Raw genomic sequence first — 21,525 nt, forward strand, 5'->3', positions numbered from 1 at the left:
TCCGGTGGGGGCACCCGCCGCGACTGCTTTTCAGGGGTCGATCCGGTGTTTATTCCCCGGAAAAGTGCACTATGGGGGAACTGACCGCGCGCGAGGAGTCTGCACAGACATGAGCGACGAGCCACAGCAGCCGGGCGGAGGACACGAACACCGGGGCCGGCCTCCCGGGGACCGGTGGTCCGCCCGCGAGGACGGCGGCGCCTCAGACGGCACCGTCGCCCACGGGCAGCAGGACGACGGGCAGCACGGCGGCGAACAACACGACGTGGACGGCGGGCAGCGCGACGAACACGGCGACGGCGACGGCACGGCGAAGAAGCGCGGGCGCCCCGCGCGGACCGGCTGGCGCCGCGCCGTCCCCACCTGGCGGATGACCCTGGGCGGCGTACTCCTCCTGGCCGTACTGCTGATCGGCGGCTTCGTCGCCGGATACGAACTCGTCGACATCCCGGCCGCCAACGCCAGTGCCACCGCGCAGTCCAACGTCTACCTCTACAAGGACGGCAGCGTCATCGCCCGCTCCGGTGACGTCAACCGGGAGAACGTCGACCTCGCCCAGATCCCCCTCACCGTCCAGCGCGCGGTCCTCGCGGCCGAGGACCGCGACTTCTACTCCGAACGGGCCGTCGACCTCGCGGCCATGGCCCGCGCCGCGTGGAACACCGTCTCCGGCAAGGGAACCCAGGGCGGCTCGACCATCACCCAGCAGTACGTCAAGAACTACTACCTCGGCCAGGAGCAGACCGTCACCCGGAAGATCAAGGAGTTCTTCATCGCGGTCAAACTCAACCGCGAGCAGTCCAAGAGCCAGATCCTCCAGGGCTACCTCAACACCAGCTACTTCGGCCGCAACGCCTACGGCATCCAGGCCGCCGCCCAGGCCTACTACGGCAAGGACATCGGCGAGATCACCACCGCCCAGGGCGCCTACCTCGCCTCGCTCCTCAACGCCCCCAGCGCCTACGACGTCGTCGTCCACCCGGAGAACCGGGCCGCCGCCCTCGGCCGCTGGAACTACGTGCTGGACGGCATGGTGAAGGAGAAGTGGATCGGCGCCGCCGAACGCGCCGCCATGGATTTCCCCGTGCCCGGCAAGGTCAAGCCGCCCACCGGACTGTCCGGACAGCGCGGCTACATCGTCCAGGCCGTCGACGACTACCTCACCTCGCACGGCGTCGTCGACGAGAACACCCTGGCGACCGGCGGCTACCGGATCACCACCACGCTGGAGAAGAAGAAGCAGAACGCGCTCGTCAAGGCAGTCGACGACAACGTCATGTCGCAGACGAGCGGCGGGCGGGCCGTCGACCGCTACGTCCGTGTCGGCGGTGCCTCCATCGACCCCGCCACCGGCCGGGTCGTGGCCATGTACGGCGGCGTCGACTACACGAAGCAGTACGTGAACAACGCGACCCGCCGCGACTACCAGGTCGGCTCCACCTTCAAACCGTTCGTCTTCGCCTCCGCCGTCGCCAACGACTCCGTCAACGAGCACGGCCGCCACATCACCCCCGGCACCTACTACGACGGCCAGAACAAGCGCATGGTCCAGGGCCCCGGCGGACCCACCGGCTACGCCCCCTCGAACGAGGACGACCACAGCTACGGCTACATCACCGTGAGCACCGCCACCGACCGTTCCGTCAACACCGTGTACGCCCAGATGGCCGAGGACGTCGGTCCCGACAAGGTCAAGCAGACCGCCATCGCCCTCGGCATCCCCAAGAGCACCCCGGACCTCACCCCGTCCCCGTCCATCGCTCTCGGGGTCGCCACCGCGAGCGTCCTCGACATGACCGAGGCGTACGCCACCCTCGCCGAGCACGGCAGACATCACGCGCATGTCCTCGTCGACAAGGTCAGCAAGGGCGGCGAGGACCTGACGCTCCCCGAGCGGAGCGCGCCCCGGCAGGCCGTCAGCCGCGAGGCCGCCGACACCACCACCTCGATCCTCCAGAGCGTCGTCGAGGGCGGCACCGGTACCGCCGCACAGTCCGCCGGCCGCCCCGCCGCCGGCAAGACCGGCACCGCCGAGGACGACAAGGCCGCCTGGTTCGCGGGATACACCCCCGGTCTCGCCACCGTCGTCGCGGTCATGGGCCAGGACCCGAAGACCGGCACCCAGAAGCCGCTCTACGGCGCGCTGGGGCTGTCCCGGATGAGCGGGGGCGGACCACCCGCCCAGATCTGGGGCCAGTACACCGAAGCGGCGCTGCGCACCACCGCGGTCAAGGACTTCGATCTCGAACTCGAAAGCGGGGCAGAGGAGTTCCCGCCGCCCACCGGTCGTGACACCGCCCCCGAAATCGGCGGAACACCGCCCGGGAGCCCGTCCGGCCCACCGTCACAACCCCTGGAAACCACCCCGCCGGGCGGCCCCCGGGGCAGCCCGCAGGGCCCCGGCAGCAGCGGACCCGCCACCAGTGGCGGCACGAGCACCGGTGGTGGCAACGGCAGTCCGACCGGCGGCGAACCGCAGCACGGTGGTGGGAACAACGGGGCGGGAGGCGGCCGGGGCGGAGCCGAGGGCGGCCCCCGCGGGGGCGACGGTCAGGACGTCCGCCCGGGCGTCCCGGGAACCCCGGCGCCCCGCGGCACCCCCTCGGAACCTGCCGGTCAGTGACCCGAAGTTGCCTTCAGCCCCACGACGGCCACCAGCAACAGGCAGACGAAGAAGATCCGGGCGGCGGTCACCGGCTCGTTCAGCACCACCATGCCGAGCACCGCCGCCCCGGCCGCGCCGATGCCGACCCACACCCCGTAGGCCGTACCGATCGGCAGTGATTTCGCGGCCTGGGAGAGCAGCACCATGCTGGCCACGATCCCGATACCGGTGAACACACTCGGCCACAGCCGGGTGAACCCCTCGGTGTACTTCATCCCGATCGACCAGGCCACTTCCAGCAGACCGGCGACGACCAGCAGAACCCACGCCACGACAGCACCTCCGACGAAACAGAACACGCGAACAACCGGGATGCGTCGTCTTTGCCTGTCCCGGTACGGCGCGTCTCGTCGGGTCGTCCCACCGTAGCAAAAAACAGGCAAAGGGCCTGGTGACACTGGTCACCAGGCCCTTCGGCCGGAAACGCGACCGCGGACCACTGCTGCGACTGCGGACCACGGACCGACCGCGGACGGCTGCTACGGCTGCTACGGCTACGGACCGCGGACCGCGGACCGCGGCTTACAGATACAGGCCGGTCGAATCCACCGAGCCCTCGAACCGGTCCGCCGCCACCGCGTGCAGATCCCGCTCGCGCATCAGCACGTACGCCACACCGCGCACCTCGACCTCCGCACGGTCCTCGGGGTCGTACAGCACCCGGTCGCCGGGCTCCACCGTCCGCACGTTCTGACCCACGGCGACCACGACCGCCCAGGCGAGCCGGCGGCCGACCGCGGCCGTCGCCGGAATCAGGATGCCGCCGCCCGAGCGTCGCTCGCCCTCCGGCGTATCGGACCGGACCAGCACACGGTCGTGCAACATGCGGATGGGCAGCTTGTCGTCGGTGTTCTCGCTCACGCCCCGCAACCTACCTGCCCGGCGCCGCTCCGCAATCCTCCGGGGTGCGCGGACCGCCGCATCACTTCTTCCGGCGCCGCTTCGACGACGCGATCAGGCCCACCACGCCGACCGCCACCAACGCGACCGGGATGACCCGCTCCAGGCGCGGCGCGCCGTCCTCGGTCACGAACTGCGCCTTCACGTCCGACACCGCCCGGTTCACCGCGACGTAGGCACGCCCGGCCGTCCGGTCCACGGCCTCGGCCGCCCTGGCCTTCGCATCACCCATGATCGTCTGCGGGTGCACCCGCACCCCGATCTCGTCGAGCACCACGGCAAGCTGCTCACGCCTGCTGATGATGTCCGCCTCGATCTGCGCAGGGGTCCTGGCATCCGACACCGCGCCGCCTCCGTGGTCCTCGTCCGGTAAATCCTCATCGACAGTCTGTCAGCTCGACCGCCCACGCACCCGGCGGCACCCCTATTACGCTCGGTCCCGTACATCCCACGTGCCACCTGAGGAGAACCATGAGCGAGCGACTCCAGCCCGGCGACACCGCCCCCGCCTTCACCCTCCCCGACGCCGACGGCAACGAGATCTCGCTCGCCGACCACAAGGGCCGCAAGGTCATCGTCTACTTCTACCCGGCCGCCCTGACCCCGGGATGCACCAAGCAGGCCTGCGACTTCACCGACAATCTGGAGTTGCTCGCCGGCGCCGGATACGACGTCATCGGTGTCTCGCCCGACAAGCCGGAGAAGCTCGCGAAGTTCCGCGAGAAGGAGAACCTGAAGGTCACCCTGGTCGGCGACCCCTCCAAGGAGACCCTCACCGAATACGGCGCTTTCGGCGAGAAGAAGCTCTACGGCAAAACGGTGACGGGGGTCATCCGCTCCACCGTCGTGGTGGACGAGGAGGGCAAGGTGGAACGCGCCCTGTACAACGTCAAGGCGACCGGCCACGTGGCCAAGATCATCAAGGACCTCGGCATCTGACACCCGGGGCCCCGGACGGTGCGGGCCGAACCGGCCGGACCGGCCGGGGTCGCGTCCCGACGGCCGCGCACAGGTGAGAACGGTGTGGGGAGCCCCTGTGAGGGACCTCGCATTCGGCCACCGAACCGGTTTGCAGCCGCCATGACCGCGCAGAAGCCTTTCCTGAACCCGGAACGCTCACCCGAGGAAAGGACCCGGCCATGGCGGCCTCCGACCCCCACCAGGCGGCCGACCCCGATGCGGTCAAACGCCACCCCACCCTCTTCCGCGCGATCCGGCAGCGGCGGAACCCGAAGCTGCGCCGGACGGACATCACCGTCACCGACGAGAGGGCGGTCCGGCGCGCGGTGAAGGCGGCATCGCTCGGCAACGCCATGGAGTGGTTCGACTTCGGGATCTACTCCTACCTGGCCGTCACCCTGGGCCATGTCTTCTTCCCGTCCGGGAGCGACACCACCCAGCTCCTCTCCTCCTTCGCCACCTTCGCCGTCGCCTTCCTGGTGCGCCCCCTCGGCGGCATGTTCTTCGGGCCCATGGGCGACAGGATCGGCCGCAAGAAGGTCCTCGCCCTCACCATGATCATGATGGCGGTCGGCACCTTCGCGATCGGCGTCATCCCCTCCCACGCCACCATCGGCCTCTGGGCACCCGTCCTGCTGATCTTCTTCCGCCTGGTCCAGGGGTTCTCCACCGGCGGCGAGTACGGCGGCGCCTCGACCTTCATCGCCGAGTACGCCCCCGACAAGCGGCGCGGCTTCTTCGGCAGCTTCCTCGAATTCGGCACCCTCGCCGGTTACGTCGGCGCCGCCGGGCTCGTCACGGCGCTCACCGCCGTGCTCGACTCCGGTCAGATGGAGGCGTGGGGCTGGCGCATCCCGTTCCTCGTCGCCGGGCCGCTCGGCCTGGTCGGTCTCTACCTGCGGCTGCGCCTGGACGAGACGCCCGCGTTCCAGAAACTGGAGGGCGGCACCGCCCGCGCGACCGAGGCCGCCGACGGGGTCGAGACCACCACCAAGGGCGACCTCGCCACGATCTTCCGGCAGTACTGGCCGACGCTGATCCTCTGCATCTGCCTGGTCGGCGCGTACAACATCACCGATTACATGCTGCTGTCGTACATGCCGACCTATCTCTCCGACGAACTCGGCTACAGCGAGACCCACGGCCTGCTCATCCTGCTCGCCGTCATGGTCTTCCTGATACTGATCATCAGCCGGGTCGGCAGACTCTCCGACCGCTTCGGGCGCAAGCCGCTCCTGATGACCGGCATGCTCGGGTTCTTCTTCCTCTCCCTGCCGGCGTTCCTGCTCATCCGTCAGGGCGGCGTCCTCGCCATCACGACCGGCATGCTGATGCTGGGGCTCTCCCTGGTCTGCATGCTCGGCACGATGTCCGCCGCGCTCCCCGCCCTCTTTCCCACCCAGGTCCGCTACGGCTCCCTGTCCGTGGGCTACAACCTCTCGGCCTCGCTGTTCGGGGGCACCACCCCGCTGGTGATCACAGCCCTGATCAGCTGGAGCGGCAGCCAACTGATGCCCGCCTACTACGCGATGGCCGCCGCACTGGTCGGCGTGATCGCCGTGGTGTGCATGAAGGAGACCGCCCGGCAGCCCCTTGCCGGTTCCCCGCCGTCGGTGGCGACCTCCGAGGAGGCTGCGGAACTCGCCGCCTCTCAGACACCGGACCCGAAGTTCTGACCCCGGCGCCCCTCGCTCCGTCCGGGAGAGGCGCTCCAGGACGAACGCCTCGTCCGGGAGGGGCGCTCCAGGGCGAGCGCCCCGTCGTGGCGGCCGACCCCCTCGCCCCGTCCTGGCGGCCGACCCCTCGACGGCGGCCCGCCCCGACAACCGCCCGGAGAACCCGCGGCACTTGTGCCCGTCCTGCCAACAGCCGGACCGCGACCTTCTCGAAGTGGCGCGGGGTCGCACAGTAGAGTGGCGTCGAGGGGCCCGTACCCCAGCTGGCCTAGAGGGCGCCGGTTTAGGTCCGGTGTGTCGTGGGTTCGAGTCCCACCGGGCCCACAGCCGCAGAGCCGCCGTCGCCTTCGCTTCGAAGGTGACGGCGGCTCGCTGTCTCAGCGCACCAACTCCCGCACCACCGGCACCAGGGCCCGGAACGCCTTGCCCCGGTGGCTGATCGCGTTCTTCTCCGCCGGGGTGAGTTCCGCGCAGGTCCGCGTCTCGCCGTCGGGCTGGAGGACCGGGTCGTAGCCGAAGCCGTTGGTGCCGGACGGGGTGGGGCGCAGGGTGCCGGTGAGGCGGCCCTCGACCACGCGTTCGGTCCCGTCGGGGAGGGCCAGGGCCGCAGCGCAGGCGAAGTGGGCGCCGCGGTGGGGGACGTCGATGTCGGAGAGCTGGGCCAGCAGCAGGTCCAGGTTGGCCTTGTCGTCGCCGTGGGTACCGGCCCAGCGGGCGGAGAAGATGCCGGGGGCGCCGCCGAGTACGTCCACGCAGAGGCCGGAGTCGTCGGCGACGGCCGGGTGCCCGGTGGCCGCGGCGAGGGCGTGGGCCTTGAGAAGGGCGTTCTCGGCGAAGGTGACGCCGGTCTCCTTGACGTCGGGGATCTCGGGGTACGCGTCCGCGCCGACGAGTTCGAGGTCGAGGCCGGCGTCGGCGAGGATCGCGTGGAGTTCGGTGATCTTCCCGGCGTTGCGGGTGGCGAGGATGAGACGGGTCATGTCCCCCAGTATCGGGGACGGGACAACGGCGCAGGTCGGCGCATGGCCCCGGCCGTCGCACGGCACCGGTCGGGACCGGACCCGCCGGGACGCGAACCCCCGGCCAGAGGCCACCCGATGGGCTCTCAGAGCCTGCCGGGTGGCCTTCGGCCGGAAAGCGGACGCGGCATGGCGCGTGCGATTCCAAGGCACCGGGAGGGCCCGGTAGCGGAGCTACTCGGTCGTCCCGGCAACACCGGAAGCGCGTGTGCCAGGACGTGACCGCCCGGCCAGAGGCCACCCGGCAGGTTCTCAGAGCCTGCCGGGTGGCCTTCGGCCGGAAAGCGGACACGGCATGGCGCGTGCGATTCCAAGGCACCGGGAGGGCCCAGTAGCGGAGCTACTCGGCCGTCCCGGCAACACCGGAAGCGCGTGTGCCAGGACGTGACCGCCCGGCCAGAGGCCACCCGGCAGGCTCTCAGGGGGTGCAGATCTTGCCGATCTCCTTGGCGGCGTCGGCGACGGGGGTGACGTCGGGGGCGGCATCGCCCTTGTCGATGGCGGTGCGGACGTTGTTGACGGCGGTGGTGAGGTGGTCGACCGCCTTGCCGAGGTCGGCGTCGCCGGTCCGGTCGCCGAGGTCGCCGAGGTTCTTCTCGATGTCGTCGAGGGCCTCGGACGCCCGGCCGGGGTCGTCGGAGGCATGGGAGACCGCCTGTCGCAGGTTGTCGACGCTGCTCGCGATGGCATCGGCGGTGCGGACGCAGTCGAGCGCCTTGTCGACGGCGCCGCAGCCGGTCGCCGCGGTGAGGGCGAGGCCGAGGGCGGCGAGGGTCAGCGCGGTGGCGGTGGTACTGCGGCGGGTGGTGGCGGCCATGGTGCGGTTCCTCCCCTGGTGCGGACACGCGGACGGGCGCACGGTTCGACCCGTGCGCCCGTGTGCGTGAGGACGCGTCGCGGTGCGTGTGCGGTTGCCTCGGTGCCGGAGGAGGGGATCCGCGCGATGGCACGGGGGAGGCTACGGTCCCGCCCGGGGCGTCACGCGCCGAGGGTGCGGGCGAGGGCCTCGTGCTGGAGGGCGGTGAGGTCGGCGCAGCCCGCGGTGGCGAGGTCGAGGAGGGCGCCGAGCTCCTTGCGGTCGAAGGGGGCGGCCTCGGCTGTGCCCTGAACCTCGACGAAGCGTCCGTCGCCGGTGCAGACGACGTTCATGTCGGTCTCGGCGCGGACGTCCTCCTCGTAGCAGAGGTCGAGGAGGGGGGTGCCGTCGACGATGCCGACGCTGATGGCGGCGACGGTGTCGGTCAGCGGCTTGCGCCCGTGCTTGACGAGCTTCTTGTGCTGGGCCCAGGCGACGGCGTCGGCGAGGGCGACGTAGGCACCGGTGATCGCGGCGGTGCGGGTACCGCCGTCGGCCTGGAGGACGTCGCAGTCGAGGACGACGGTGTTCTCGCCGAGGGCCTTGTAGTCGACGACGGCGCGCAGCGAACGGCCGATGAGCCGGCTGATCTCGTGGGTGCGGCCACCGATCTTGCCGCGGACGGATTCGCGGTCGCCGCGGGTGTTGGTGGAACGGGGCAGCATGGAGTACTCGGCGGTGACCCAGCCCTCGCCGCTCCCCTTGCGCCAGCGGGGGACGCCCTCGGTGACGGAGGCGGTGCAGAAGACCTTGGTGTCGCCGAAGGAGATGAGTACGGAGCCTTCGGCGTGCTTGCTCCAACCGCGTTCGATGGTGACGGGGCGGAGCTGTTCGGGGGTGCGGCCGTCGATGCGAGACATGGCGCCGACCCTATCGGGTGCCGGGGTGTCGGCCGTTCGGGTGCGGTGCGCGGCCGGTGGCGTGGGGCTGTGCCTCTTCGGGTGCGGTGCGCGGCCGGTCGGGTGCGGTACGGCCACAGGCCCCGTCCGGAGGGGCGGGGCCTGTGGGGTGCCGGGGGTCCGGCTCGGCCGAAGGACCGTCAGCAGGTTCGGCGGGTTCCGCAGGTTCGGCGGGGTCGAGCGGGGTTCCGGCGGAAGGTCCGGCCGGTCACATCATGTCTTCGATGTCGGCGGCGATCGGGTCGGCGTCGGTGCCGATGACGACCTGGATCGCGGTGCCCATCTTGACGACGCCGTGGGCCCCGGCGGCCTTGAGCGCGACCTCGTCGACCTTGCTGGGATCGTGGACCTCGGTGCGGAGGCGCGTGATGCAGCCCTCGATCTCGTCGATGTTCTCGATACCGCCGAGCCCGGCGACGATCTTCTCGGCCTTGCTGGCCATGGCGTTCTCCCTGCGTGTTCACATGCGTGCGACGGCCCACCCTGGGTCCGTTTCGTCACCGTAACGCACGTTTGGCCCAGCTTCGCGAGCGGGCGACTGGACCGTCCTCAAAGATGACGATCACCGGCCCCCGTGTTCCGGGCGGGTTACGAGCCGGGGAGCAGGAGGGGGGCAGGCTCGCGACGCCCTGCGAGTCCGCCTCGGACTCGAAGCCGCTTGACGCCGCCCACCACTCCACCCCCTCCGGCTCCCCAGCTCGTTACGCACCGTACCCCGAGTGGTCTACACCAGTTTGCAACGACTGCCGAACGCCTCGTGTTCCGGGAGGACGCCGATGAGCTCCAGCAGCGCCGCCGCGGTGCCGCGCAAGACATGGTGGAACACCTTCTTCCAGGGCCTCCAGAAGATGGGCCGCAGTCTCCAGCTCCCGATCGCGGTGCTGCCCGCCGCGGGCATCCTCAACCGGCTGGGCCAGTCCGACGTCTTCGGCGCCGACGGGCTGGGCTGGACGAACGTCGCCAAGGTGTTCGCGGCCGCGGGCGGCGCCCTGCTCGACTCGGGGCTCGGCCTGCCGCTGCTGTTCTGCGTCGGTGTCGCGATCGGCATGGCGAAGAAGTCGGACGGCTCGACCGCGCTCGCCGCGGTGGCCGGCTTCCTCGTCTACTACGCGGTGCTGCACGCCTTCCCGGTGGACTGCGCGCCGGGCTCGACGTTCACGTCGAGCGGCACCTGGTTCGGTACCTGCGTGACCGGGGACGCGAAGGTCACGGCCGCCGAGTACCAGAACCCGGGGGTGTTCGGCGGCATCGTGATGGGACTGCTGTCGGCCTGGTTCTGGCAGCGCTACCACCGGGTGAAGCTGGTGGACTGGCTGGGCTTCTTCAACGGCCGTCGGCTCGTGCCGATCATCATGGCCTTCGTCGGCCTCCTCTTCGCGGCCCTGTGCGCCTGGCTCTGGCAGCCCGTCGGGGACGGCCTGACCAGCTTCTCCAAGTGGCTGGTGGACCTGGACTGGGTGGGCTCCGGCATCTTCGGCATCGCCAACCGGGCCTTGCTGGTCATCGGCCTCCACCAGTTCCTGAACACCTTCGTCTGGTTCCAGTTCGGCGACTTCACCAAGCCGGACGGAACGGTCGTGCACGGTGACATCAACCGGTTCCTGGCGGGCGACCCGACGGCCGGACAGTTCACCTCGGGCTTCTTCCCGATCATGATGTTCGCCCTCCCGGCGGCGGCACTGGCGATCTACCACTGCGCCAAGCCGCATCGCCGCAAGGCGGTCGGCGGCATGATGCTCTCGGTCGGCCTGACGTCGTTCGTGACGGGCATCACCGAGCCGATCGAGTACTCCTTCCTCTTCGTCGCGCCACTGCTGTACGGGTTCCACGCCGTGCTCACCGGTGTGTCGATGGCGGTGACATGGGCACTCGGAGTGAAGGACGGCTTCAGCTTCTCCGCGGGGCTGATCGACTACGTCATCAACTGGAGCCTGGCGACCAAACCGTGGCTGATCATTCCGATCGGCCTCGTCTTCGCCGCCGCCTATTACGTGATCTTCCGGTTCGCGATCACCGCTTTCAACCTCCAGACACCGGGGCGGGAGCCCGAGGAAGTGGAGCGGGAGATCGAGAGCGATCTCACGAAGTAGCACGTCACACGGGCCTTTCGGCCCGGTCGGCATGGGCCCTCGGACTCTGTTGTCCGGGGGTCTTCGCCGCGTCACCGAGGGTGGACGATCACTCATGCGAAGTAGTCGGAATTCGCAGGTTCCTTATCCAACCCACACCGTGCTACAACTGGTCTAAACCACTGAGTGGTACAGACCACGTGGCGCTCTGCCGCGTTCTTCGAGTCACCGCCTCCCCCCTCGTCCATGACCTGGGCGGTGCCTTGCCCCCATGGAGGAATTGATGTCCACGGCAGACGCCGCGTCCGCGGCCACGAAGAAGAAGGGCGCCGGCGCGATGGCTGTCATGCAGCGCATCGGCCGCAGCCTGATGCTGCCCGTCGCGGTGCTGCCCGCGGCCGCGCTGCTGGTCCGTCTCGGCAACGACGACATGCTCGGCAGGGATTCGTTCCCGGCCTTCATCACCAAGATCGCGTCCTTCATGGCCGCGGGCGGCAACGCGATCCTCGACAACATGGCGCTGTTGTTCGCCGTCGGCATCGCGATCGGCTTCGCCAAGAAGTCGGACGGTTCGACGGCGCTCGCCGCCGTCACCGGATACCTGGTCTTCCAGAAGGTGCTGGCCACCTTCACGGACAGCAACCTCCCGCAGGTCGCGACGGTCGTCGACGGCAAGGTCGTCATGGCGGACGCCCCGGTGGACGCGAAGGTCCTCGGCGGCGTGGTGATGGGCATCGTGGTCGCGCTGCTCTACCAGCGGTTCTACCGCACGAAGCTGCCGTCCTGGGCCGGCTTCTTCGGCGGTCGCCGCCTGGTCCCGATCCTCTCCGCGTTCGCCGGTCTGGCCATCGGCATCGTCTTCGGCTACATCTGGCCGGTGCTCGGCACCGGGCTGCACAACTTCGGCGAGTGGCTCGTCGGTTCGGGCGCGGTCGGCGCGGGCATCTTCGGTGTCGCCAACCGCGCGCTGATCCCGGTCGGCATGCACCACCTGCTGAACTCGTTCCCGTGGTTCCAGGCCGGTGAGTTCCAGGGCAAGAGCGGCGACATCAACCGCTTCCTGGCCGGTGACCCGACGGCCGGGCAGTTCATGACGGGCTTCTTCCCGATCATGATGTTCGCCCTCCCGGCGGCCTGCCTCGCGATCGTGCACTGTGCCCGTCCGGAGCGCCGCAAGGTGGTCGGCGGCATGATGTTCTCCCTCGCGCTCACCGCGTTCGTCACCGGTGTCACCGAGCCGATCGAGTTCACGTTCATGTTCATCGCCCCGGTGCTCTACGCGGTGCACGCGGTACTGACCGGTGTCTCGATGGCCCTCACCTGGGCTCTCGGCATGAAGGACGGCTTCGGCTTCTCGGCGGGCGCCGTCGACTTCTTCCTGAACCTCGGGATCGCGAGCAAGCCGTGGATGCTGGTGCTGGTCGGCCTCTGTTTCGCGGTGGTCTACTACGTGGTGTTCCGCTTCGCGATCACCAGGTTCAACCTGCCGACGCCCGGCCGCGAGTCCGACGAGGAACTCGCCGAGCTCCTCAAGGCCGAGGCGAAGTAGGGGCGGGGCGACGCAACGGGTCGCCCGTACGGCGGAGCCCCGCCCCCTCCCCCGGTGGATCCGGAAGGAGAGGGCGGGGCTCCGCCGTTTCCGCGCTCAGACCTCGTAGACCGCGCCCGCCGCCGCCACCTCCGCCGGGCCGCGGTAGACGGCACGGGCGTCGGCCAGGTTGCGGTCGGCGTCGGTCCACGGCGGGATGTGGGTGAGGACGAGCCGTCCGACCCCGGCGCGGGCGGCGATCTCGCCCGCCTCGCGGCCGTTGAGGTGGAGGTCCGGAATGTCCTCCTTGCCATGCATGAACGATGCTTCGCACAGGAACAGGTCGGCGCCCTCGGCGAGCTCGTCCAGCGTCTCGCAGGCCCCGGTGTCGCCGGAGTAGGTGAGCGTCCGGCCGTCGTGCTCGATACGGATGGCGTACGAGTCGACGGGGTGGCAGACCCGCTCCGTGCGGACCGCGAAGGGTCCGATCTCGAACGAGCCCGGCTTCAGCGTGTGAAAGTCGAAGACCTCGCCCATCGCCCGCTCGGACGGGGTGTCGCCGTGGGCCGCAGTCAGCCTCTGCTCGGTGCCGTCGGGGCCGTACACCGGGAGGGGCACGGGCCGGCCCCCGTCGTGCCGGTAGTAACGGACGACGAAGTACGCGCACATGTCGATGCAGTGATCGACATGGAGGTGGCTGAGGAAGACGGCGTCGAGATCGTAGAGTCCGATGTGGCGCTGCAGCTCGCCGAGGGCGCCGTTACCCATGTCGAGGAGCAGCCTGAAGCCGTCGGCCTCTACGAGGTAGCTCGAACACGGCGATCCCACGGACGGGAACGAGCCGGAGCATCCGACGACGGTGAGCTTCATGGAGCGTGAACCTCCGAGACGTGGGAACGGGGAGGGTTCGTGCGGGCTGTTGAGCGGGGTCCGTCGAGCCTAAGGCGCGAAACTCCCGGTCGCTCCTCCGCGGCCGTGCGTTGTGGGGGAACTCACCTGCTCTGTCACCGGTTCGACGGAAGCGGCGGGGTCGCCGGTACGGTCGGTGCATGAGCATGTCGTGGTGGTGGATCGCGTTCGCCGTTGTCGTGCTGCTCGCGCTGGTGGCGGCGGTCGCCGACGGGCGCGGCCGGGGCGGGCGGGGGCCCGGCGGACGCCGGGGCGGGGCGGCGGGTACGCGCGCCGCCGGACGGCCGGGCGGGCGGACACGTCCTCCGGCGGGCCCGGGACGCGGGCCGGAACCGGGGCGCGCGCCGCGGCCGGGCGAGATCTGGTGGGCCGAGGTGCCCTACGAGGACGGGCCCGGGGCGAAGGACCGGCCCTGCCTGGTGCTGAGGGTGCGGGGCGGCTCGGCGCTCGTCGTGAAGATCACCAGCAAGAACCACGCGGACCGGCCGGGGGTGATCGCCCTGCCGGCGGGGACGGTGGGGGACGAGCGGGGGCGCGCGAGTTTCCTGGAGACGGACGAGTTGCGGGAGGTCGCCGTGCGGGTGTTCCGGCGACGGGTGGGCGTGGTGGCTCCGGAGGTGTGGGAGCGGGTGCGCGGTCTCGGATGAGGGCTCACCGGACGGACCTGCCGGCCGCGGCTCGCCCGGCGGGCTCCGAAACGGGCGGGGCCGCCCCGGCGGAGCGTCACGGGCGACGAAGCTCCGCCGGGGCGGCCCCGGCCGGTCGGGGACTCGGTGCGGATCAGGCCCAGAGCTGGCCGTGCAGGGTTTCGATGGCGGCCTCGGTCGTCGGGGCCGTGTAGACGCCGGTGGACAGGTACTTCCAGCCGCCGTCCGCGACGACGAAGACGATGTCGGCGCTCTCCCCCGCCTTGACCGCCTTCTTTCCGACCCCGATCGCGGCATGGAGCGCGGCGCCGGTGGAGACGCCCGCGAAGATGCCCTCCCGCTGGAGGAGTTCGCGGGTGCGGGTGACGGCGTCCGCCGAGCCGACGGAGAAGCGGGTGGTGAGGACCGAGGCGTCGTAGAGCTCGGGGACGAAGCCCTCGTCGAGATTGCGCAGCCCGTACACCAGGTCGTCGTAGCGCGGCTCGGCGGCGACGATCGCGACGCCGGGCTTGTGCTCGCGCAGATAGCGGCCGACGCCCATGAGCGTGCCGGTGGTGCCGAGGCCCGCCACGAAGTGCGTGACGGACGGCAGGTCGGCGAGGATCTCGGGGCCGGTGGTGGCGTAGTGGGCGCCCGCGTTGTCGGGGTTGCCGTACTGGTACAGCATGACCCAGTCGGGATGCTCGGCGGCGAGCTCCTTGGCGACGCGCACGGCGGTGTTGGAGCCGCCCGCCGCCGGCGAGGAGATGATCTCGGCACCCCACATGGTGAGCAGGTCGCGCCGTTCCTGGGAGGTGTTCTCCGGCATCACGCACACGATGCGGTAGCCCTTGAGCGTGGCCGCCATGGCGAGCGAGATGCCGGTGTTGCCGCTGGTGGGCTCCAGGATGGTGCAGCCCGGCGTCAACCGGCCGTCCTTCTCCGCCTGTTCGACCATGTGGAGCGCGGGGCGGTCCTTGATCGAACCGGTGGGGTTGCGGTCCTCCAGCTTGGCCCAGATCCGGACGTCCTCGGACGGCGACAGCCGCGGCAGGCGGACCAGCGGCGTGTTGCCCACCGCGGCGAGCGGACTGTCGTACCGCATCAGCGCATGCCCGCGCGTCGCCCGGCTCCGGCGGCGCCCCCGGCGACGGCCGGGAGGATGGTGATGCTGTCACCGTCGCTGAGCTCGGTGGAGATGCCCTTGAGGAAGCGGACGTCCTCGTCGTTGAGGTAGACGTTCACGAAGCGGCGGAGCTCGTCGCCGTCGACGATGCGCTCACGGATGCCGTTGTGGCGGCTGTCGAGGTCCGTGAGGAGGTCGGCGAGGGTCGCTCCGCTGCCCTCGACGGCCTTCGCGCCGTCGGTGTAGGTGCGGAGGATGGTCGGGATGCGGACCTCGATGGCCATGGCGTGGGCTCCTGTCGGAAGCTCGGAAGCGGGGAGAGGGCGGGGAAGGAGGCGGGGGGGGGCGGAGTGACATGGGCGCGCTGCCCTGACCCCGCGCGGGGGTTCGGTGCGTGGGGAGACCGGTCCGCGGTGGCCGCGGATCCGGCTCAGGCCCTGCGTCCGGCGGGCCGGTGGTTCGTACAGATCGCGCTGGAGAGCCTGCACAGGTCGACGTGCAGCCGCGCGACGAGCAGCATGCCCGGCGTCTTGTCGCTCACGTCATGGGGAACCATGCGGTCATCGTATCGATTCCCGACCGCCGAATCCGAGTGTGATCTCACCTGTTGGATGAACGACGTTCGACAGATGGACGGAGCCGCGGCGGAGCCGGCCCCGTCCACCCCGCCCGGGACCCGGTCCGGGCCCGGCGTTCGGCGTCAGGCGTCAGGCGTCAGGCGGGTTCGTACGCCTCGACGATCTCGACGTCCTCCTCGGTGATCTCGCCGTCCACGATGCGGTAGGAGCGGAACTGGAAGGGGCCCGCGTCGTCGGCGTCGGCGGTGGAGACGAGGACGTAGTGGGCGCCGGGTTCGTTGGCGTACGTGACGTCGGTGCGCGAGGGATAGGCCTCGGTCGCGGTGTGGGAGTGGTAGATGATCACGGGTTCCTCGTCCCGGTCGTCCATCTCCCGGTAGAGCTTGAGGAGATCGCCCGAGTCGAACTCGTAGAAGGTGGGCGAGCGGGCGGCGTTGAGCATCGGGATGAACCGTTCCGGTCGGCCGGTCCCGACCGGCCCCGCGACCACGCCGCACGCCTCGTCGGGGTGGTCGGCGCGGGCGTGCGCGACGATCTGGTCATGGAGCGCCTGGGTGATGGTCAGCATGGCGCCAGGATAGGACCGAGCGGCGGGAGTTCCGAGGGATGGTACGCACCGGCCCGCATGCTGGACATCGTCCCGAGTGCGGGGCGGGTGACACGGGTGACGCGAGTGACCGCCCCCTCCCCGAACCCGGCTCCCCGGGACCGGGCTCAGCTCCCCGGGACCGGGCTCAGCTCCCCGGGACCGGGCTCAGTTCTTCGTGAAGGACCCGTTCCCGGGATCGCGGGCCTTGAGCACCAGGTACGAGGCACCCAGCGCGACCGCCCAGAGCGGGGCGCAGTAGAGCGAGATCCTGGTGTCCTCGTCGATGCCCATCATCACGACGACCACGCCGATGAACACCAGGGCGAGGACGCTGGTGTACGGGGCGCCGGGGGTCCGGAAGCCGGATCGCGGGAGCGCGCCGCGGTCGGCGAGGCGCCGGTAGCGGATCTGGCTGACCAGGATCATGATCCAGGCCCACATGCCGGAGATGGTGGCGAAGGAGACGACGTAGGTGAAGGCGTCGCCGGGCCACCGGTAGTTGACCCAGACCCCGACCAGCATCAGGGCGGCGGAGAAGGTGGTCCCGACGAGCGGGGTGCCGCTCGCGGTGAGCCGGGTGAACAGCCGCGGGCCCTGCCCGTTCAGCGCGAGATCGCGCAGCATGCGGCCGGTGGAGTACATGCCGGAGTTGCAGGAGGAGAGGGCCGCGGTCAGGACGACGAAGTTGACGATGCCCGCGCCGATCCCGAGGCCCATCTTCTCGAAGGCCGCGACGAACGGGGGGACGCCGGGCCGGAACTCGGTCCACGGCACCACGGAGAGGATCATGACGAGCGCGCCGACGTAGAAGACGGCGATCCGCCAGGGCACGGTGTTGATGGCCCTGGGCAGCACGGTCCCCGGGTCCTTGGACTCCCCCGCGGTGACGCCGACGAGTTCCACGGCGAGAAAGGCGAACATCACGATCTGCAGGGTCATCAGCGTGCCCCCGATACCGTGCGGAAAGAATCCGCCGTCCGCCCAGAGATGGGTGACCGAGGCGGTGTCGCCCGCGTCGGAGAATCCGACGGTGAGAATTCCGGCGCAGATGAGGATCATGCCGACGATGGCGGTCACCTTGACCATCGAGAACCAGAATTCGAGCTCCCCGAAGACCTTGACGGAGATCAGGTTCACGCCGTACAGGACGACCGTGAACAACAGCGCCGAGACCCACTGCGGAATACTGAACCAGTACGTCATGTACTGGGCGGCCGCGGTGACTTCGGTGATGCCGGTGACGACCCAGAAGAGCCAGTAGGTCCATCCGGTGACGAATCCCGCGAACGGGCCGACGAATTCCCGGGCGTATTCCGAGAAGGCGCCGGAGACCGGGCGGTACATGAGGAGTTCGCCGAGGGCGCGCATGATGAAGAAGATCACCAGGCCCGCGACGGCATAAGCCAGGACCAGGCTGGGCCCGGCCTTGGAAATCGCCTTTCCCGCACCGAGGAAGAGTCCGGTACCGATCGCACCGCCGATGGCGATCATCTGGATCTGGCGGGCGCCGAGGGCTCGTCGGTATCCCTCGCCGGACCGGTCGCCGTCCATGACCACCGCGGCCGGCTGTTCGTCGTGCCCTTCGTCCACCTGCGCCGATGTCATGTGCCGCGCCTTTCTCCACGCCGTTGCGCGCCGTCGTGGCGGCGGACCGGTCCCCGGTCCCCCGGGCAGGGGCGGGGTGCCGCCGACGTTCCGCGACGTGTCGGCGCCCTCGGGATCAGTGTGGGGCCCGGCGCGGGCGCACACCCGGGCCGCGGACGGGCGGGACGCGGCGCTCAGCGCCCCGTCGGGCGTGCGCGGCGGGGGAAATCGGGCGAGGTTTTCCGGCCGTCGTGGCGGCGGCCGTTCCGGTGACGTCGTCACCGGAACGGCCGCACGGGGCCGGTACCGGACAGCCCTACGAGCTGGGGAACAAGAGAGGGGTGGAGCAGCGAGCCCGTCCTCCATCGCTCCCCGGCCCGTTACGGCATCAGCGTCTCCACGAGGGTTTCCTGGAGCGCGCCGAGCCACAGGTAGGCCATCACCATCGGCTTGCGCGGATCGCTGTCGGGCAGCCGGTAGAGCGATCCGGCCTCGCCCTCGTCGTCGTCGGAGACGTCCAGGCGGGTGCCGATGGTGAGCCGGAGGTCGTTGAGGGAGCCGAGCCAGTTGCGGCATTCGTCGCCGGTGAGCGTGAGCACGGCGCCGCCGTCGCCGTCGATGGTCAGGGCGTCCAGGGTGCGTACGACGGCGAGTGCGTCCTCCCGTTTGCGGGAGCGCAGGTCGTTCTCGGTGAAGCGACGGAACTCGGCCGAGGCGGCGCGCAATTCGCTGTCGTCGTCGCCGTACGCGTCGGGGAAGAGACGGGCCAGGGCGGGATCGGCGGGCCGCTCGCTGGGGCCCTCGGCGAAGAGGGCGGCGAGCGGGTCGGCGCCCTCGGCGGGTTCGACGCCGGGGCCGATGAGCTCCAGCAGCTGGACGGCGAGGGAGCGCAGGATCGCGATCTCCACCTCGTCGAGCGCGACGGCCGCGCCGCCGTCGGGGGTGGCCTGGAAGTGGCCGGCCATGGGTTTACTCCGATGGTGGTTCGGACGGGGCGGGGCCGGGCCGTGTCGCCGCGGCCGGGAGGGCGCTAAGGGCTGTCCCGCAATCGGTGGTGGATCATCCGCGGTCCTGGGTCAGGGTGGCCCACAGTCCGTAGCCGTGCATGGCCTGGACGTCGCGCTCCATCTCCTCGCGGCTGCCGCTGGAGACGACGGCACGGCCCTTGTGGTGGACGTCCAGCATCAGCTTGTGCGCCTTGTCCTTGGGGTAGCCGAAATACGCCTGGAAGACATAGGCCACATAACTCATGAGGTTGACCGGGTCGTTGTGGACCAGCGTCACCCAGGGCACATCGGGCTCGGGGACGACAACGCTCTCCTCGGCCGATTCGGGACGCTCGATCTCTGTAGGGGCGACGCTCACCCCTCCCATGCTGCCACCCGACAGGGGGCATCGCACAAACGACCCGACATCTCGTCACTCTGACGAAATAGGGGTAGCATCCGGAACATGAACTCTGCGGACCTTGGGCGACGGGTCGGTGTGCCGTCGACCGCGCTCTTCACCGACCAGTACGAGCTCACGATGGTGCAGGCCGCGCTGAAGGCCGGCACGGCCGACCGGCGCTCGGTCTTCGAGGCCTTCACGCGCCGGCTGCCGGAGGGGCGGCGCTACGGCGTCGTCGCGGGCACCGGCCGGGTACTGGACGCGGTGGAGAACTTCCACTTCGATGACGAGATGCTCGCCTTCCTGCGCGAGCAGGATGTCGTGGACGGGCCCACGCTCGACTGGCTGGCCGACTACCGCTTCGGCGGGGACATCTGGGGCTACCAGGAGGGCGAGGTGTACTTCCCCGGCTCGCCGGTCCTGCGCGTCGAGGGTTCGTTCGCCGAGTGCGTGCTGCTGGAGACGGTGGTCCTCTCGATCCTCAACCACGACTCGGCGATCGCCGCCGCGGCGTCGCGGATGTCGGCGGCGGCGGGCGGGCGCGGGCTGATCGAGATGGGCGCGCGCCGCACCCATGAGCTGTCCGCGGTGGCGTCCGCGCGCGCCGCGTACGTCGGTGGCTTCGACACCACTTCCGACCTGGCCGCGGGCTTCCGCTACAACATCCCGACCGTCGGGACGAGCGCCCACGCCTTCACTCTGCTGCACGACACCGAGCGCGACGCGTTCCGCGCCCAGGTCGACTCGCTGGGCCGGGGCACCACGCTGCTGGTCGACACCTACGACGTCGCCGAGGCGGTCCGTACGGCGGTGGAGGTCGCGGGCACCGGGCTGGGCGCGGTGCGGATCGACTCCGGCGATCTGCTGCTGGTCGCGCACCGGGTGCGGCAGCAGCTTGACGAGCTGGGGGCCACCGGGACGAAGATCGTGGTCACCTCGGACCTTGACGAGTACGCGATCGCCTCGCTGGCCGCGGCGCCGGTCGACGCGTACGGGGTGGGCACGCAGGTGGTGACCGGCAGCGGGCACCCCACCTGCTCGATGGTGTACAAGCTTGTCGCTCGTGCCGGAACGGCCGATCCGGCGGAGCCGCTGCGTCCGGTGGCCAAGAAGTCGCTGGGCGCCAAGACGTCGGTGGGCGGCCGCAAGTGGGCCGCGCGCCGGCTGGACGAGGACGGGGTGGCCGAGGCGGAGGTGATCGGCACCGGTCCGGTACCGGCGGACCTCGCCGACCGGCAGCTGCTGGTCGAGCTGGTCAGGGGCGGCGAGGTGATCGCCCGCGAGCCGCTGGACGCGGCGCGCGAGCGGCATATCGCGGCGCGGGCCGGGCTGCCGATGTCCGCGATGCAGTTGTCCCGCGGGGAGCCCGTGATCCCCACGGAGTTCGTATGACGGAGTGCGGCTCGGGGCGCCCGGCGGCGTCGGCCGGCCGACGCCGCCGCGAAGACACGGCCCGGGCTCGCGTCCCCGTCCGCTCCCCCTCCACATCCATGTGACCGCCCTTCCCCCACCCTCCTCCCCCCTCAACGAAGGACACCCGTCATGCACCGCGCGTTGATCGTCGTGGACGTCCAGAACGACTTCTGCGAGGGCGGCAGCCTCGCCGTGGCCGGGGGCGCCGACATCGCCGCCGCCATCACCGACCTGATCGGCGAGGCCCAGGCCGGGTACCGCCACGTGGTGGCCACCCGCGACCATCACATCGACCCGGGCGGTCATTTCTCCGACCGGCCCGACTTCGAGCACTCCTGGCCGCCGCACTGCGTCGCCGGTACGGAAGGGGTGGGATTCCACCCGAACTTCGCGCCCGCGGTCGCCTCCGGCGCGATCGACGCGGTCTTCGACAAGGGCGCCTACGCCGCGGCGTACAGCGGTTTCGAGGGTCTCGACGAGAACGGTACGGGGCTGGCCGACTGGTTGCGGACCCACCACGTCACCGAGGTCGACGTGGTGGGCATCGCCACCGATCACTGCGTGCGGGCGACGGCGCTGGACGCGATCCGGTCGGGCTTCACGACCCATGTACTGCTCGGCCTGACGGCGGGCGTGGCCGAGGAGACCACGGACCGCGCCCTGGAGGAGCTCCGCAGGGCGGGCGTCAAGCTGTCCGGCAAGCCCGTGGTGTAAGCCCCGCGCCTCGGAGCCGCCACGC

The 21,525-nt window shown here is 70.5% G+C and carries 23 protein-coding genes, 1 tRNA gene and 1 riboswitch; of the genes, 9 read left to right on the top strand and 15 right to left on the bottom strand.

What is annotated here, in order from left to right; translation table 11 throughout:
- Window positions 1-109 precede the first annotated feature (109 nt).
- Window positions 110-2,623, top strand: coding sequence for a transglycosylase domain-containing protein (locus ACF1CT_RS22160; protein ID WP_391785630.1), 2,514 nt, complete (start codon window positions 110-112; stop codon window positions 2,621-2,623).
- Here the strand turns inward: ACF1CT_RS22160 and ACF1CT_RS22165 are convergent.
- From ACF1CT_RS22165 to ACF1CT_RS22175, 3 genes are all read right to left on the bottom strand, one after another.
- Window positions 2,617-2,937, bottom strand: coding sequence for a DMT family transporter (locus ACF1CT_RS22165; RefSeq protein ID WP_391785631.1), 321 nt, complete (start codon window positions 2,935-2,937; stop codon window positions 2,617-2,619). The two genes, ACF1CT_RS22160 and ACF1CT_RS22165, sit on opposite strands and share 7 nt — an antisense overlap.
- Before the next feature lie 39 nt (window positions 2,938-2,976).
- Window positions 2,977-3,047, bottom strand: a riboswitch (guanidine-III (ykkC-III) riboswitch).
- A gap of 140 nt (window positions 3,048-3,187) precedes the next feature.
- Entirely contained in the window at window positions 3,188-3,526 is a 339-nt protein-coding gene (locus ACF1CT_RS22170) for a co-chaperone GroES (protein WP_030923137.1), read from the bottom strand.
- Window positions 3,527-3,587: 61 nt separating this feature from the next.
- Window positions 3,588-3,908: a DUF3618 domain-containing protein gene (locus ACF1CT_RS22175; protein ID WP_391785632.1), complete on the bottom strand. Its 321-nt coding sequence runs from the start codon at window positions 3,906-3,908 to the stop codon at window positions 3,588-3,590.
- A gap of 128 nt (window positions 3,909-4,036) precedes the next feature.
- Between ACF1CT_RS22175 and bcp the strand changes: the two genes are divergently transcribed.
- The 3 genes from bcp (at window position 4,037) to ACF1CT_RS22190 (ending at window position 6,525) form a co-directional block, all read left to right on the top strand.
- Window positions 4,037-4,504 (top strand): thioredoxin-dependent thiol peroxidase, encoded by a 468-nt coding sequence (bcp, locus tag ACF1CT_RS22180; RefSeq protein ID WP_391785633.1) that lies wholly within the window; start codon window positions 4,037-4,039, stop codon window positions 4,502-4,504.
- Between the two features lie 200 nt (window positions 4,505-4,704).
- Window positions 4,705-6,201 (top strand): glycine betaine/L-proline transporter ProP, encoded by a 1,497-nt coding sequence (gene proP, locus ACF1CT_RS22185; RefSeq protein WP_391785634.1) that lies wholly within the window; start codon window positions 4,705-4,707, stop codon window positions 6,199-6,201.
- Window positions 6,202-6,449: 248 nt separating this feature from the next.
- Window positions 6,450-6,525 (top strand) — tRNA-Leu (locus tag ACF1CT_RS22190).
- A 53-nt stretch (window positions 6,526-6,578) separates the two neighbouring features.
- On the opposite strand, the gene rdgB is transcribed toward ACF1CT_RS22190, so the two are convergent.
- The 4 genes from rdgB to ACF1CT_RS22210 form a co-directional block, all read right to left on the bottom strand.
- On the bottom strand, window positions 6,579-7,181 hold the full coding sequence (gene rdgB / locus ACF1CT_RS22195; protein WP_391785635.1) for an RdgB/HAM1 family non-canonical purine NTP pyrophosphatase: 603 nt from the start codon (window positions 7,179-7,181) through the stop codon (window positions 6,579-6,581).
- A 457-nt stretch (window positions 7,182-7,638) separates the two neighbouring features.
- Entirely contained in the window at window positions 7,639-8,037 is a 399-nt protein-coding gene (locus ACF1CT_RS22200; protein ID WP_391785636.1) for a hypothetical protein, read from the bottom strand.
- 161 nt (window positions 8,038-8,198) lie between these two features.
- Window positions 8,199-8,936 carry a ribonuclease PH gene (rph, locus tag ACF1CT_RS22205; protein ID WP_391785637.1) on the bottom strand — a complete coding sequence of 246 codons (738 nt, stop codon included), beginning with the start codon at window positions 8,934-8,936 and terminating at the stop codon, window positions 8,199-8,201.
- 247 nt (window positions 8,937-9,183) lie between these two features.
- On the bottom strand, window positions 9,184-9,417 hold the full coding sequence (locus tag ACF1CT_RS22210; protein ID WP_205020067.1) for a glucose PTS transporter subunit EIIB: 234 nt from the start codon (window positions 9,415-9,417) through the stop codon (window positions 9,184-9,186).
- Window positions 9,418-9,751: 334 nt separating this feature from the next.
- Here ACF1CT_RS22210 and ACF1CT_RS22215 point away from each other — a divergent pair, with 334 nt between their 5' ends.
- Window positions 9,752-11,065, top strand: coding sequence for a PTS transporter subunit EIIC (locus ACF1CT_RS22215; protein WP_391785638.1), 1,314 nt, complete (start codon window positions 9,752-9,754; stop codon window positions 11,063-11,065).
- A 262-nt stretch (window positions 11,066-11,327) separates the two neighbouring features.
- Window positions 11,328-12,593 carry a PTS transporter subunit EIIC gene (locus tag ACF1CT_RS22220; protein ID WP_391785639.1) on the top strand — a complete coding sequence of 422 codons (1,266 nt, stop codon included), beginning with the start codon at window positions 11,328-11,330 and terminating at the stop codon, window positions 12,591-12,593.
- Between the two features lie 96 nt (window positions 12,594-12,689).
- Here ACF1CT_RS22220 and ACF1CT_RS22225 read toward each other — a convergent pair whose 3' ends face one another.
- Complete coding sequence (locus tag ACF1CT_RS22225; RefSeq protein ID WP_391785640.1) at window positions 12,690-13,442, bottom strand: MBL fold metallo-hydrolase; 753 nt, start codon at window positions 13,440-13,442, stop codon at window positions 12,690-12,692.
- 179 nt (window positions 13,443-13,621) lie between these two features.
- On the opposite strand from ACF1CT_RS22225, the gene ACF1CT_RS22230 reads away from it, so the two are divergent.
- Entirely contained in the window at window positions 13,622-14,128 is a 507-nt protein-coding gene (locus tag ACF1CT_RS22230; protein WP_391785641.1) for a type II toxin-antitoxin system PemK/MazF family toxin, read from the top strand.
- Window positions 14,129-14,261: 133 nt separating this feature from the next.
- Here ACF1CT_RS22230 and ACF1CT_RS22235 read toward each other — a convergent pair whose 3' ends face one another.
- The 7 genes from ACF1CT_RS22235 to clpS form a co-directional block, all read right to left on the bottom strand.
- Window positions 14,262-15,212: a PLP-dependent cysteine synthase family protein gene (locus ACF1CT_RS22235; RefSeq protein ID WP_391785642.1), complete on the bottom strand. Its 951-nt coding sequence runs from the start codon at window positions 15,210-15,212 to the stop codon at window positions 14,262-14,264.
- The gene (locus ACF1CT_RS22240; RefSeq protein WP_391785643.1) at window positions 15,212-15,517 is read right to left on the bottom strand and encodes a MoaD/ThiS family protein; all 306 of its coding nucleotides are present in this window, start codon (window positions 15,515-15,517) and stop codon (window positions 15,212-15,214) included. The genes ACF1CT_RS22235 and ACF1CT_RS22240 overlap by 1 nt, the downstream gene beginning before the upstream one ends.
- A gap of 146 nt (window positions 15,518-15,663) precedes the next feature.
- Window positions 15,664-15,789 carry a putative leader peptide gene (locus tag ACF1CT_RS22245; protein WP_391785644.1) on the bottom strand — a complete coding sequence of 42 codons (126 nt, stop codon included), beginning with the start codon at window positions 15,787-15,789 and terminating at the stop codon, window positions 15,664-15,666.
- Window positions 15,790-15,947: 158 nt separating this feature from the next.
- On the bottom strand, window positions 15,948-16,379 hold the full coding sequence (locus tag ACF1CT_RS22250) for a Mov34/MPN/PAD-1 family protein (protein WP_391785645.1): 432 nt from the start codon (window positions 16,377-16,379) through the stop codon (window positions 15,948-15,950).
- A 186-nt stretch (window positions 16,380-16,565) separates the two neighbouring features.
- The gene (locus tag ACF1CT_RS22255) at window positions 16,566-18,005 is read right to left on the bottom strand and encodes an amino acid permease (RefSeq protein ID WP_391785646.1); all 1,440 of its coding nucleotides are present in this window, start codon (window positions 18,003-18,005) and stop codon (window positions 16,566-16,568) included.
- 359 nt (window positions 18,006-18,364) lie between these two features.
- Window positions 18,365-18,949 (bottom strand): DUF2017 domain-containing protein, encoded by a 585-nt coding sequence (locus ACF1CT_RS22260; RefSeq protein WP_391785647.1) that lies wholly within the window; start codon window positions 18,947-18,949, stop codon window positions 18,365-18,367.
- A gap of 94 nt (window positions 18,950-19,043) precedes the next feature.
- A complete protein-coding gene (gene clpS / locus ACF1CT_RS22265) occupies window positions 19,044-19,358 on the bottom strand; it encodes an ATP-dependent Clp protease adapter ClpS (protein WP_391785648.1) in 315 nt (104 codons plus the stop codon).
- 78 nt (window positions 19,359-19,436) lie between these two features.
- Here clpS and ACF1CT_RS22270 point away from each other — a divergent pair, with 78 nt between their 5' ends.
- Complete coding sequence (locus ACF1CT_RS22270; RefSeq protein ID WP_391785649.1) at window positions 19,437-20,765, top strand: nicotinate phosphoribosyltransferase; 1,329 nt, start codon at window positions 19,437-19,439, stop codon at window positions 20,763-20,765.
- Window positions 20,766-20,915: 150 nt separating this feature from the next.
- Window positions 20,916-21,500 (top strand): isochorismatase family protein, encoded by a 585-nt coding sequence (locus ACF1CT_RS22275; RefSeq protein WP_391785650.1) that lies wholly within the window; start codon window positions 20,916-20,918, stop codon window positions 21,498-21,500.
- The last annotated feature ends 25 nt before the right edge of the window (window positions 21,501-21,525 follow it).

It is taken from the genome of Streptomyces sp. NPDC014734, from assembly GCF_043083325.1.
Taxonomy (GTDB): Bacteria; Actinomycetota; Actinomycetes; order Streptomycetales; family Streptomycetaceae; genus Streptomyces.